Origin of the sequence: Sporosarcina cascadiensis, assembly GCF_009650995.1 — a bacterium.
GTDB classification, from domain to species: domain Bacteria; phylum Bacillota; class Bacilli; order Bacillales_A; family Planococcaceae; genus Sporosarcina; species Sporosarcina cascadiensis.
Window position 1 is genome coordinate 45114 of sequence record NZ_WHVV01000017.1, and the last position, 13179, is coordinate 58292.

Sequence of the window (13179 nt, forward strand, 5' to 3'; positions counted from 1 at the left end):
AGATAAATGGAGTGGTAGTTTTGGTAAAGAGCGCTGTAGTGGAAAAAGAAAAACAACAAGAAGGAATCATGCAAATTCCTCATTGGTGGACTTGTCCGGAAGGCCACGAGGAATTACAAAAAGCTGCACATGAGCTCGGAGAAAAAGAACTTCTATCGCGTGCGTTAGTTTCGGATCAGGAGAGAAAATATCCGCGCGAAAGTCTGCGTGAATTGGCGAAAGCGGGTTATTCTGCTGTTACCATCCCGGTTGAGGCGGGTGGTCTTGCAGAAGGATTTACTGCATTTGCCGTCCTTTCAGAAAGCTTTGCCCAGTATTGCCCGTCCACGACGATGTGCTGGGTCATGCATATGACAACTGCACATACGATCTATGAAGCAGGGACGAAAGAACAGCGTGAGCGTCTGCTTCCTCGTTTGAAAGCAGGTCATGTCGGAGGACTGGCGTTCAGTGAAAAAGCAACAGGCGGACATTTCTGGAATGTCAAAAGTGCTGCGAAACGAAATGAAAACGGTTACTTGCTGAATGCTGAAAAGTCTTTTGTCACAAGCGGCGGAGAAGCGGACTTCTATTTGGTTGCAACGACTTCACCTGAAACGAAAGATCCCGATAACCTAATGTTTTTATTGGTGGAAAATGACCAGAAAGGCGTAGAGGCATTCCCGTTTGATGCAATGGGGCTGCGGGGAAATGCCAGCGGTCCGATGAATTTCAAAGAGGTGCAAGTGGCACTCGACAACCGGATCGGCGGCGAGGGCGGCATGGGTTACTTTAATGACAACACGATTGACCCGCTGTTCCTTCTGGGCTCGGCAGCTTGCTGGGTCGGTATAGCACAGGGCGCTTTAAATATGGCGACTAAAGGTGCAAAACGAACAGTTCACGCAGACACCGGTTCTTCTGTAGCAGATTATCAAGTAATCCGTCATGAATTGGCGAAAGCGCAGATCCTAGTCGACAGTGCGCGCAGCATGCTGTACCGCACAGCAGAAGCAATGGACAAATACAATAGGGAAGGCAAGGAATTGTCAGAAACCCTGTATCCATTATGGCAGCTGAAGACTCATGCTGCAGATATGGTCATTGACGTAACGAACAAAGCACTGCAAGTTTCAGGAGGCCGCGGTTATATGACAGGCCAGGTCGAGAGATATGTGCGTGACGGACGCGCAGGTGCTATTATGGGTCCTACAAACGAAATATTACGCGAGTGGATCGGCCGTACATTGATCGAGGTTCCTTGGATGGATTAAGATAAAGCAGTAAAAACAGGCCAAAGCAGTGATTACACTGCTTTGGCCTGTTTGACTATGTGAAGTGAAGGCAAAAGGGGGAATTTTTGTCTATCACTTTACACATTACTTATTATTGTTTGAGTTGTTGTTTGAATTGTTCTGCTTGGCGCGTGCCTCTCCGCCTTTTTGGCCGATTTCCTCGTAGAATTCTTTATCGTGGTTCTTCGCAGTGGCTTCTCCGCCCTTGCGCCCGATTTCTTCATAGAATTCATGGCCATGATTTTTAGCGGTTGCATCTCCGCCTTTTTGACCTGCTTCTTCCAAAGACATTTTGTTCTGGTTATTGTTTGAGTTGTTATTGTTGTTATTACGCTGTGCCATAATAAAAATCTCTCCTTTTCTGCTAATAAATTATTCCGTGCCGTCTGTGTCATTAGGTACTAATCGATCCTCAGTTGTTAACTATTTTTGTTTTGGTTGTTTGAGTTGTTAGTGGAATCGTTTTGACGGGCGCGAGCTTCTCCGCCTTTGCGTCCGATTTCCTCGTAAAATTCATGGCCGTGGTTTCTGGCAGTCGCTTCTCCGCCTTTTTTGCCTGCTTCTTCAAGGGACATTTTATTCTGGTCCTGCTGATTATTGTTGCGTTTTGCCATAATGAAAATCTCTCCTTTTGAATTTTTTGTATGCCTTACATCCTCTTGTATAGCCCGTCAGCCATGAAGTAAACTTCTTTTTTACCTCCGAGCGTTGAAGAAGGGCTCGCTTGCTAATTACAAATAATTGGCAGCCGTGGGTTGACGGCCGGATGAAGAAATGAAAATTAATTTAGTAAATCATGTTTTTTCAAGAATTCTTCTGCTAATTCTCCGGCCTTTCTATCTTTCGCATTCACCTGGAAGTTCATTTCACGCATTTCATCATCCGTCACCAGTCCGGCAAGTACATTCAGAACTTCCTCAAGTTCGGGATATTTTTTCAGCGTTTCTTTTCTTGCCAGAGGGGCTCCTTGATAAGGCGGAAATAAATTTTCATCATCTTCAAGTACGGTCAATTCATATTCACGCAGTTCACTGTCTGTGGAATACGCATCCATTACATTAATTTCGCCTGCTTCAATTGCCTGGTAGCGCAGCTTCGGCTCCATCGTCTGTACGGAAGGGAAGGTAATGCCGTACAGTTTTTGTATGCCGAGATAACCGTCTTCCCGGTCATTGAATTCCAACGTGAAGCCCGCATTGACGGCCTGTTCCACTGCAGCGAGGTCTGATATCGTTTGCAGATTGTACTTTTGCTGGAACTCTTTTGAAACAGCCAGCGTGTACGTATTGTTGTAATCCATTGGCGGCAGCAGTGCTAATTCGAACTTTTCTTCCAAGCCCGCTCTTGCCTGTTCATACACTTGCTCCCGGTCATTGCTGACGGCTTCCTCTTTCAGAAACTCAGAAATTGCCGTCCCCGTGAATTCGGGATATAAATCAATGCTTCCTGATTGAAGTGCATTAAATACGAACGAGGTCTTGCCGAGCCCCGGCTTTAATTCAACTGTCAGATCGGTCTGATCTTCAATCAGCAGTTTATACATATTAATCAGGATCTCGGGTTCAGCACCGAGTTTGCCGCCGATAACGATCGAGTCTTTGGCATTTCCGCTGAACAAAGGAGCTGCAATCATCAATACAGCCGCCATAACAAATACAGTAAATGAAGTCATTGCTTTTTTGAATGAAAGGCCTTCAAATATCTTTAACAGGAAATCGAAGAACAATGCAAGCAGAGCAGCCGGAATAGCGCCGAGTACAATCAGTGAAGGGTTATTGCGGTCAATCCCGAGCAATATCAAATCACCGAGACCGCCTGCCCCGATTAATGCAGCGAGCGTAGCTGTTCCTACTATTAACACCATCGAGGTCCGGATTCCTGCCATCATCACCGGCATCGCCAGCGGCAGCTCCACTTTCACCAGCCGTTTCCACGTATTCATGCCCATCGCGGTCGCTGCTTCCTTCAAGGAAGGATCAACTTCCTTAATGCCGGTATACGTGTTGCGTAAAATTGGCAGCAGCGCGTAGGCAACCAGTGCAATAATGGCCGGAATCTTTCCGATGCCGAATAAAGGGATCAGCAGGCCCAGCAATGCCAGGGAAGGAATGGTCTGCAGCACGGCACTGGCACCGATGACCGATTCCGCAATTTTTCGGTGATTGGTCAAGTAGATGCCGATTGGAATGGCAATGAGCACAGCGAACAGCAGCGCAATCAATGAAATTTGAATATGCTCAAGCAGTGCGCTCAGCAGCTGTCCGCGACGATCCTGAAATACCTCCAGAAAATTATTCATTCGGCACGGCTCCTTCCATTGACTGCTCTGCTAAAAATTGCATAATGCTGTCCCTCGTTATGAAACCGGCAATCCGGCCGTCTTTCTCAATCGCCACACGCTCCTTATTTTTCAGCTCCTGTACTAACGCTCCCCAGCTGCTGTCGATGGAAAGCGCAAAAGATGAAATGAAGCCGTCCGGCACCGGCTCTAAATAGTCTTCTATAGAGAATGTCCTCGCTATAGCCGCCGCCGTGAACTCCCGCACAAAAGGAGTAGCCGGATGTGTCAGGATTTCCTGTGGAGAAGCTACTTGTTCAATTCTTCCCGCGTTCATAATGCAGACACGATCACCCAATTTAAAAGCTTCCTGCAAATCATGCGTCACAAATACAATGGTCTTTTGAATATTGCGCTGAAGTTCCAGCATATCATCCTGGAGTTTTACCCGACTGATCGGATCGAGCGCACTGAAAGGCTCGTCCATCAATAAAATATCCGGATCAGCAGCAAGTGCACGTACGACGCCGACCCGCTGCTGCTGTCCGCCTGACAGCTCGCTCGGCTTGCGGCGGCGGTAAATAGATGGATCTAGTCCGACCATTTCGAGCAGTTCAGTTACCCGCTCCTGAATCCGCTGTTTTTTCCAGCCGATCAATTCAGGCACCACCGCGATATTCTCTTCAATCGTCATATGCGGGAAGAGTGCAATCTGCTGCAGCACATAGCCGATCTGCCAGCGCAGCTCATGTATCGGATAATCACTGATTCTTTTTTCATCGAGCCGGATGGTTCCTTTTGTTAACGGAATTAAGCGGTTAATCATCTTCAGTGTAGTGGTCTTCCCGCACCCGCTTGGGCCGACCAACACTAAAAACTCTCCGCGCTCGATCTGTAAATTTATTGAATCCACCACCAAACGTTCACCATCATAACTTTTCGAAACTTCGTCAAATCGAATCAAGTCACTCACTCCTAACTGTTTTAATTTTCACATATTAATAAGATGATGGGAAATAATAGAGCTCATTTATAATGCCCAGTTCATTTTGCGTTCATCTTCATTGGGTAAGATACAGGTATACACAAAACACGGAGGCGGTATCCATGAAAATAGCATGGAAAGAAATGAAGAAAAGTAAAGCGAAATTCCTGATCCTCGGATCCATCATATTCCTCGTCAGTTTCCTGACGTTCATCATCTCAGGACTGGCTAACGGGCTGTCGCAGGATAATGCGGCACTCATCAAGGATTTGCCGGAAGGACAATTTTACTTAGACAAAGATGCAGACCAAACTTATAACTTATCGAAAATAGATGAAGAGGTACAAAAGAAAACGTTGGCAGATAACCCGGGAGCAACAGCATTCTCGGTGCAGATGGGCTTCGTCAACGACAGCGAAGACAAGCAGCACAGCGTAGCTTTCGTTGCATCTACGGATTCCAAATTGTTCGAAAATGTTAAAGAAGGCGAAATCGTCTTGGACAATTCATTGAAGGATAAAGGAATCAAAGTCGGCGATGTGCTGACCAACAATCAATTCAGCGGCGAATTCACCGTCAAAGGATTTGTTGACCAGCAGAAATACAGTCACGCACCGGTCGCATTCATTCACATGAAAAACTATCAGGAAATCTATCGTGTGATGGAAATGCAGACAATCTTCATTCCTGGAAAAGAGACGCCGGCAATCAGCGGGCTTGAGGCTTTTTCGAATAAAGAGTTCTTAAATGCCATCCCTAGTTACAGTGCGGAACAGATGTCACTTAACATGATCGTGTGGTTCCTTGTGATTATCAGTGGTATGCTGTTTGCGATTTTCTTCTATATGATGAACGTTCAGAAAATCGGTTTGTACGGTATCTTGAAAGCAATCGGTATGAAAACACTATCATTGTTCAAGATGATCTGGTATCAAATGATCGTCATTACAATTGTGGCTTTGGCGCTTTCCATCCTGCTTAGCCAAGGATTCAGCTTTATCGCACCTGAAGGCATGCCGTTCCACTTAACAATGGATACTGTTCTCATGTTGTCAGCCGTATTTTTAGCCGTCGGTTTCATAGGTGCTACGATTTCCGGTTTCCAAATCAAAAAAATCGAACCGCTTCAGGCGATTCAACAAGGAGAGATGTAAGATGTCTGCCTTTACTATAGATGAAGTGAAAAAAACCTTTACGAACGGTGAAATTGAAGAAGAGATTTTAAAAGGTGTCAACTTATCGCTGAAAGAAGGAGAAATTACGGCACTTGTAGGCCCGTCTGGCTCGGGCAAGTCAACCATCCTGACGATTGCTGCAGGTTTGCAAAGAGCATCTGGCGGAGAGATCATGTTTGAAGGAAAAGATATGACAAAGATGAGCCAAGAAGAAATCCGTCATATACGCGCTACAGATTTCGGCTTTGTCTTCCAGTCCTCTCATCTTGTGCCCTTCTTGACAGTAGAAGAGCAGCTGCAGTTGATGCTGGATGTCTCTGAAACAAAAATTAATAAAAAAGAGCAGGCAAAAGCGATTGCTGAAATTTTACAGTTAGTCGATATGGAACATCGAAAAGACGCCTATCCTTCTTCTTTATCAGGAGGGGAGCGTCAGCGTGTGGCAATTGCGCGTGCCATCATTCACCGTCCGAAAATTTTGTTCGCAGATGAACCGACGGCAAGTCTCGATACAAAGCGTTCAAAAGGCGTCATGGAACTGTTGCAGGAACTAACGAGGACGTTGAATTTAACGACGTTAATGGTCACACATGATGAGGAAATGCTGCCGTACGCAGATCGCATTATTACAATGCGGGACGGCTATATAGTGGAATAAACAGATGGCGGCGTTCTGTCGCCGTCTGTTTTGTAATTTGTCATAAAAAAATTCCAGTACAGGAAACACCTACATAGCGAGCTTTCGACATATTTCGCACTGACTTTGAGTCAGGAGTGATATAGACGAGGTCTTCCAAATATGGTAAGTTTGCAGTGTAAGATATGAAAAAAATGTAGAATAAAGGAGGAGTAAACATGAAACGAACAACATCGTTAGTCTTGGGTTTTATTGTCATCGTCTGTTTGGTTGTCATCGCATTGATGGGTAATCAAATCCGTGTCAACAAGGATCAAGCGTCAGAAACTCCTGAAAATGAAGAAGCAACACAAGAAGTAGCTGGAATTCAACACAACCCGCCATCAATGGATGATGTACCAGATGGACCTGAAGGGGAAGCGATCAAACGAGGATTTGACTTGTTTGATGATACATCAAATGTACTGCGCTCAGAAGCAGCGTCAGTAGAAGACGGAATTGCACGTGTAAACGAATTGTCCTGCACAAGCTGTCACGCAGGAGCGGGAACAGATGAAGGAGTTTCTTCAATGGTCGGTATGTCTGCGGTTTATCCGATGTACATCGGACGCTCCGGACAAATGGTGACATTGGAAGAACGCATCAATGGTTGTATGGTTAGAAGTATGGACGGCCAGAAATTTGCGGCAGACGATGAAGATCTGGATGCAATGGTTGCCTATTTAACGTACATTTCTGAAGGTATTCCAGTAGGTGCTGAGTTAGATTGGCGCCATCAGAACAGTATTGATGAGTTGCCGACACCAAACGTAGAGAACGGCGAAGAACTGTATCAGGCGTCTTGTATTGCCTGTCATGGTGAAAACGGCGAGGGAACCGGTTCGAACACAGGCCCAAAACTATGGGGTGACGGTTCATTCAATGACGGAGCCGGAATCGCACGTATGACGAAAATGGCCGGCTATGTACAGAAAAACATGCCGGTGGGTCAGGAAAACACACTTTCGGATCAGGAAGCAAGTGACCTGGCAGCCTTCATTCTTTCCAAAGACCGTCCTGAATGGAAAAATCATGATAAGGACTGGCCGAACGGCGGACGTCCGAATGATACCATGACGAAAGAGCGCCGCGATGAAATTAAAGATGGCACAATTAATTGGGATGAAGTACTTGCTCCCGCTGAAAAGAAATAAGGATTTGAAGACGTCTGCCGGGTAATCATGGCAGGCGTTTTTTTCTATGGTAAACTATAAAAAAGAATGGAAGAAGAAAAGGGGGAATACAGATGCAATCACCATTTACGTTTACGCATACAGCACCTGCAGAAAAAGAGGGGAAGCAGCCAGCAATATTCTTGTTTCACGGCATGGGCAGTCATGAAGGAGACCTTCCTCAACTTGTCTCGGACTTCCAAGACAGCCATCATATATTCAGTTTAAGGGGGCCGGTAGTTCATGCACCCGGCTATGCATTTTTTACAATCGAAGAAGAAGGCAAACCGGTGCGTGAAGTATTTGATAAAGTAGTGGTTTACATCCAGGCATTCATCCGCGAAGCGATTACGGAATTTAACTTGGATCCGGACCGCTTGACGACCGTCGGGTTCAGTCAGGGAGCGGTGCTTGCGCAAACGCTCGGTTTGTCGATGATTCCATCTTTACATGGAGTAGCAGCGCTCAGCGGCTATATCCCCGACTTTGTGAAGAATGAATATGCAAAGCAGCCAGTTGATCAATTGCAAGTCTTCATTTCGCACGGGGACTATGATTATGTCATACCTTCTCAGTCGGGTGTGGAAAGCAAAGACTATTTTGAATCCCTCGGGGCAAATGTGACGTTTAAGACGTATGGTGACGGGCATGGCGTGACGCCTGAGAATCAACGTGATCTGACTGCATTTCTCAAGACATTGTAAGGAGGGGAGCAGATGAAAATTCAGCCGTTTTGGGTGCTGATGGCGATTGCGGTCGTCAGCTGGATTGCGAATTATGCGTATGCGGAATCCACAAAGCTTGCCCATCCTATCTTCTTGGATCATTATATAGACGTCTGGCGGGAGGAGAGTCCGGAACTTTCATTGTATTATCTTGCCAATAAAGAGGATCGCTCGATGATACAATGGGTGGAATTAGGCGATTGGCAAGGTGCACCCTTACATTTTGGCACAGGCCCTGAATTTGAAGAAGTCGAGCACTATGGCCGCTATTCCTTGCGCCGTGTGACGCTGCAGATGGATCAGCCGTCGGCCATGACGGAGGCGCAGAAGTTCCGTGAGATAACGGTTAACTTTACGGATGGTGCAACTGTCCAGACGGAGATCGGGCAAGTTACGGTTCAGCCACCTTATGATTATGATGGAGCCCAGCCGTTTACAGATCAGTCAAGTGCCAGTGGAGAGTACGAAAAAACGCAGCTATTGCCGGGTGAGGATGTGACGATAGAATCGGTGAAGACTTCTTTTGATGACGTACTGCAAAATCAATTTTTCATCAAGCTATATATGCGTGAACATTCACTGGATCAAGGAACTCTGCCTGAAGGGATGTCAGAGTATGAAGAAAAGTCCTGGCAGAATGTTCCTGGAATAGACGTACGGACCGCTCAGTTTCCGTTTGATATGAAGAAAGGTGAGCGTTTGACCATCACCAGCGCAGCGGATCTCAAGCTGCGGGGCGTTATGCAGATGGATATTGAAGTAGCAGGAAAAACAGCTGCAAACGAGCCTTTTACGACAATAGCCAACTATATCTCCTATCCGCAGTTTACCTTAGAGGAAATAAAGCAGCTGATAAAGAAGCGAACGGAGGCGAAATCGAATGAATAAAGCGTTTCGCCTGATGTTCTGGGGCTATATTTTTATTTTTTTTCGGATTCAATTCGGCATCGATTTGCTGGCAGATCCGATTGGCTATTATCTAATTTATTTGGGTGCCGACCTCATGACGGAACGTTTTCCCGCAGCGAAGAAAGCGGAGAAGGCGGCATTTGTCGGCATACTGATTTCTGTGCCGGGCGTTTTCGTGAACTTGTCTGAAGTGACCGGAGGCTTGTGGACGCTGTACGCAGAAGGCTTGTTCATCTGGAAAGTGATAACGGTCTATTATTTATTCGGAGCATGGAAATCGGCCATTCAGAACGTCGGACAGAGCCGGCTGCGCCAACGCGTGCAAATAACGTATGTGTGGTATATGGGTATTCATTTTGTGATGATGCTGCTCACTGCATTTTCGTTAAATGTCGGCGGCAATGAGTGGTCGTCAGTATTCTTGTTTTTCAGTCTGATGGTTATTGCGATGGACATTGTTCTGCTGGCGCTGATTGCAGCGCTGCGCAGGATGGATTGGGAAACGCCTATAGAACTTGATGAGTCCTCACCGGAGACGTGAGGACTTTTTTAAATTTTCATGAGAATACTTGTTGTGTTCATTCGTTGTAGTAAGTGAGAACAGTTTTTCAAGGAGAATTGCTGATGAAATCGACAGAGAGAAATTTTATCCGGCGGCTGAAACGCAAAAAGGAAGATGCGGTGGAATATATCGTGGATGCTTATTTGCCCGTCGTCAAAGCGGTGGTGTATAAAGTGCTAGGCCCCCTGCAGAAGGACGCGGATATTGAGGAGTGCATCAGTGATGTATTTCTGGCGGTGTGGGAGAACAGTGAGCAGTTCGAAGGGGAAGCAGAGGATTTTAAAAAGTGGATCTGCATGGTCGCAAAGTACAAAGCGATTGATCAGTACCGGCGAATGGAGAAACGGAATAATCGGGAACAGGGGATGGATGACATGTATTTCATCAGCGACAGCAATGCAGCAGGCGAACTTCTGGCGAAAGAGGAGCAGGAAGAATTATTGATGGCGATGAGCAAGCTGAATGAAATGGACCGAGATATTTTCACAATGAAATATTTTCTCGACATGTCGAACGGGGAAATTGCGGAATCCCTGCGCGTGACAAAGGCAGCTGTTGATAACCGGCTGTATCGCGGCAAAAAGCAATTGTCTGCCTTAATTAAGAGCGAGTGGGAAGGAGAATGCATATGAAATCCTTGTATAAGCGGTTCAACGAGCTGAAAAGTGAGGAGGAGATTGAGCCGATGGACGTTTCGAATGAAGAGAAAGAGGCGATGAAGCAGCAAGTGCGAATGAAAATACAGCGGAGGAGACGTGTTCCGAGAGTCTGGCGGAATGTGGCGGCTGCGGCAATCATCACTGTAGCGTCAGTGACGGCAGTCGGCATCGCCTTCCCGACACTTGCCAGCCAAATCCCGATCGTCAGCAATATCTTCTCTATATTCAACGAAGACCAAGATGGATTTTACACCGATTATGAAGAATATGCTGTCGACATTGCCGAGTCACAGACGAGTAAAGGGATTACCATCATGGTGGATCGGGCGGTATATGACGGAAAGACGGTCACACTTACCTACTCCGTTGAAACCGCAAAAGAACTGGGGCAAAATGCAGGCGTCAATTCACCAATGGATATAAAACACACCAATGGTTCTTCAGGAACTTCCACGGCGTTGAAGAAGGTGGCGGACAATAAGTATGTCGGAATGATCACGACTACTCCAGACTTTGACAAGAAACCAGATTTCGTCGACGTCAGCTGGGTTCCAGACAGTATCGTGAATTATGACACGATGAAAGAAACAGCAGGAGACTGGGAATTTCACTTTAAGCTGAAGCCGATGACGGGCGATGTTCAGCTGGTTGACCAGTCGGCTGCCAAACGAGGTGTTGAAATAACTATTGAGGAAATTCGCTTCACCGAGATCTCGACAATCATCGAATACAGTCAGAAAGTTGATTCTGCGGTAACGGATGAATGGGAATGGGTCACGGCCGATCTGGCAGTGAAAGATAATCTGGGGAGTGAATATTTGTCCAATGGCAATGGTGGGTTCAGTGAAAATGGCCAGGATTACCACTTTAGCACGACTCTGAAAAAAATCGACAAAGAGGCAACCTCTCTAATTTTTACTCCGGAAATCTATATGTATAATGGCAGTGGAAATAAAAACGAAACAGTGATGCTTGAACCGATTGAAATTGAGCTGGTTAAGAAATAAGAACTGTTCAGTGTAAGGATACATCCGTTCAAAGAGAAAAGATAGAAACAAAAAAACGCTCAAAACTGAGCGTTTTTTTCATTCCTGCCAATCAAATGACTGAGAGATCAGGGAATGTATGGTAAAGTGGTAAGAATTATTACGAAAGATTCGGGGTAAAAAGACGTAAAGGTTCATTCTACAAACTGGAGGTGTGCTATGGTTTGGATTTGGATGAAAGCAGGTTTGGTTGCAGCACTTACTTTTCTTGGCATGTTTATAGCTCAAACACTAATGCGAAAGATTTTTGATATTGAAAGAAGATACGAAGATGCCTCTTCCGACAATCATATCAATCAATCGTATCGGAAAATAGACAAGATACTTAGAGACTATTCTATAGTTATCGTATTTATTGTTTTGGTCGCAGGCATAGTCTATTTTGAGGAATCCTTTAATTTGGTTCTAATAGTTGCCTTTATTTTAGTGTCTGTAAGGATGCTGGTAAAAGCATTTTTTGAGTGGAAATATTCTGCGTATCCAAAACAGGCCATTTTAACTTTGTCCGAGATGGCGGTCTTATTCATAATGGTTATAATGATCTTACAAACCAACTTTATTCCTTAAAGCCCATGAGCGTATTTTCTGGAAAAGTATGTACGGCCTTTCAACAATGCTAAATGTGGGCAGGTAAAATGGTGAAACAAAAGAGGTGCTTTCTTGGTTACTTTCTTCTGTCTCCATTATTTTTCATGGTTATCTCATTCGTTTGGAATTATCGCAACTCAAATAGCCTTTGTATTATTTACTGTTAGTTCATTGCTGAAGATTTTAGATAATAGCTAAGAATGGAGTGAGAGATAATGGTAAGTCAGGTTTTTGGGATGATTATTCTCTGGATTATAGGATTATTCATTCTTTATCTAGTGATTTATAAAGCAGTCAAAGAAGGAATTAACAAGTCTGTGGTGGGACAATCAATCGAAAGAACACCCGAGTCTGTAGTGAATAAAAAATCATTTCTTGATAATGATTTAGATAATTAAAGGGTTTACTGTTATCAGGGGCAATTCTGGAATAAGGATTGTGCCGTAAAAGGATCATTTTGATAAATTGAATTAGTGGCGTCGCTCTGCTAATATCATTGGGAACGTACATTCCCTTTTTAGGAGTGATTAGGAGGATTATTATGAAAAAACAGCGGAAGTTAGTATTATTTATTGCTCAAAGTTTAGATGGTTATATCGCAACGAAAGATGACTCTCTTGATTGGTTATTTAAGGTTGAGGGCGAAGGAGATAATGGTTATTCGAAGTTTTTTGAAACTGTAGATACAGTCTTAATGGGTAAAAGGACATATGATTGGGTTATGGAACAAGAGAAAGGTCAATTCCCTTATTCAAATAAAGATAGTTACGTTTTTTCTAGGTCATCAATAAAGGATACTAAAGACGTTACATTTGTAAATGGAGATATTGTTGATTTTACTAATAACTTGAAAAAAGAAGACGGTAAAGATATCTGGATAGTTGGTGGTGGAGACATACTATATACGTTTATAAAAGAAAAGTTAGTCGATGATCTGATTGTGACAGTGGCACCAATAATCATCGGAGAGGGAATTCCCTTATTTAAAGCAGGGGATTACCAGTTAGATCTTTCGCTTAGAGGTACTAGAACTTTCAATCAATTTGTTGAATTACATTATACTGTAAATAAATAACCCCGAATGTGATGCAGCTAAAAGGCACAATTCTGAAATAAGTATACGCTCTATA

At 44.6% G+C, this 13179-nt stretch carries 16 protein-coding genes; 12 read left to right on the forward strand and 4 right to left on the reverse strand.

Going from position 1 to position 13179, the window contains the following annotated elements:
• Window positions 1–20: 20 nt before the first annotated feature.
• On the forward strand, window positions 21–1253 hold the full coding sequence (locus GDZ68_RS15170; protein WP_228551131.1) for an acyl-CoA dehydrogenase family protein: 1233 nt from the start codon (window positions 21–23) through the stop codon (window positions 1251–1253).
• 105 nt (window positions 1254–1358) lie between these two features.
• Here the strand turns inward: GDZ68_RS15170 and GDZ68_RS15175 are convergent, their stop codons facing one another.
• From GDZ68_RS15175 to GDZ68_RS15190, 4 genes are all read right to left on the reverse strand, one after another.
• On the reverse strand, window positions 1359–1616 hold the full coding sequence (locus GDZ68_RS15175; protein WP_153723154.1) for a KGG domain-containing protein: 258 nt from the start codon (window positions 1614–1616) through the stop codon (window positions 1359–1361).
• A gap of 77 nt (window positions 1617–1693) precedes the next feature.
• Window positions 1694–1888 (reverse strand): KGG domain-containing protein, encoded by a 195-nt coding sequence (locus GDZ68_RS15180; RefSeq protein ID WP_153723155.1) that lies wholly within the window; start codon window positions 1886–1888, stop codon window positions 1694–1696.
• A gap of 167 nt (window positions 1889–2055) precedes the next feature.
• On the reverse strand, window positions 2056–3573 hold the full coding sequence (opuFB, locus tag GDZ68_RS15185) for an osmoprotectant update ABC transporter permease/substrate-binding subunit OpuFB (RefSeq protein ID WP_153723156.1): 1518 nt from the start codon (window positions 3571–3573) through the stop codon (window positions 2056–2058).
• Window positions 3566–4516, reverse strand: coding sequence for an ABC transporter ATP-binding protein (locus GDZ68_RS15190; protein WP_153723157.1), 951 nt, complete (start codon window positions 4514–4516; stop codon window positions 3566–3568). The genes opuFB and GDZ68_RS15190 overlap by 8 nt, the downstream gene beginning before the upstream one ends.
• A gap of 143 nt (window positions 4517–4659) precedes the next feature.
• Here GDZ68_RS15190 and GDZ68_RS15195 point away from each other — a divergent pair, with 143 nt between their 5' ends.
• The 11 genes from GDZ68_RS15195 (at window position 4660) to GDZ68_RS15245 (ending at window position 13124) form a co-directional block, all read left to right on the forward strand.
• A complete protein-coding gene (locus GDZ68_RS15195) occupies window positions 4660–5691 on the forward strand; it encodes an ABC transporter permease (protein ID WP_153723158.1) in 1032 nt (343 codons plus the stop codon).
• Window position 5692: 1 nt separating this feature from the next.
• Window positions 5693–6370, forward strand: a complete 678-nt coding sequence (locus GDZ68_RS15200; RefSeq protein ID WP_153723159.1) for an ABC transporter ATP-binding protein — start codon at window positions 5693–5695, stop codon at window positions 6368–6370.
• A gap of 197 nt (window positions 6371–6567) precedes the next feature.
• Window positions 6568–7542 carry a c-type cytochrome gene (locus GDZ68_RS15205; protein ID WP_153723160.1) on the forward strand — a complete coding sequence of 325 codons (975 nt, stop codon included), beginning with the start codon at window positions 6568–6570 and terminating at the stop codon, window positions 7540–7542.
• A 92-nt stretch (window positions 7543–7634) separates the two neighbouring features.
• Window positions 7635–8264, forward strand: a complete 630-nt coding sequence (locus GDZ68_RS15210; RefSeq protein WP_153723161.1) for an alpha/beta hydrolase — start codon at window positions 7635–7637, stop codon at window positions 8262–8264.
• Between the two features lie 12 nt (window positions 8265–8276).
• Complete coding sequence (locus tag GDZ68_RS15215; RefSeq protein ID WP_153723162.1) at window positions 8277–9173, forward strand: hypothetical protein; 897 nt, start codon at window positions 8277–8279, stop codon at window positions 9171–9173.
• Window positions 9166–9735 carry a hypothetical protein gene (locus GDZ68_RS15220; protein ID WP_153723163.1) on the forward strand — a complete coding sequence of 190 codons (570 nt, stop codon included), beginning with the start codon at window positions 9166–9168 and terminating at the stop codon, window positions 9733–9735. The genes GDZ68_RS15215 and GDZ68_RS15220 overlap by 8 nt, the downstream gene beginning before the upstream one ends.
• 83 nt (window positions 9736–9818) lie before the next feature.
• Window positions 9819–10388 (forward strand): sigma-70 family RNA polymerase sigma factor, encoded by a 570-nt coding sequence (locus GDZ68_RS15225; RefSeq protein ID WP_153723164.1) that lies wholly within the window; start codon window positions 9819–9821, stop codon window positions 10386–10388.
• Entirely contained in the window at window positions 10385–11422 is a 1038-nt protein-coding gene (locus GDZ68_RS15230; RefSeq protein ID WP_194841193.1) for a DUF4179 domain-containing protein, read from the forward strand. Before GDZ68_RS15225 ends, GDZ68_RS15230 begins: the two co-directional genes overlap by 4 nt.
• 198 nt (window positions 11423–11620) lie before the next feature.
• A complete protein-coding gene (locus GDZ68_RS15235; protein WP_153723166.1) occupies window positions 11621–12028 on the forward strand; it encodes a DUF4181 domain-containing protein in 408 nt (135 codons plus the stop codon).
• Window positions 12029–12264: 236 nt separating this feature from the next.
• The gene (locus tag GDZ68_RS15240) at window positions 12265–12447 is read left to right on the forward strand and encodes a hypothetical protein (RefSeq protein WP_153723167.1); all 183 of its coding nucleotides are present in this window, start codon (window positions 12265–12267) and stop codon (window positions 12445–12447) included.
• A gap of 143 nt (window positions 12448–12590) precedes the next feature.
• Window positions 12591–13124: a dihydrofolate reductase family protein gene (locus GDZ68_RS15245; protein WP_153723168.1), complete on the forward strand. Its 534-nt coding sequence runs from the start codon at window positions 12591–12593 to the stop codon at window positions 13122–13124.
• The last annotated feature ends 55 nt before the right edge of the window (window positions 13125–13179 follow it).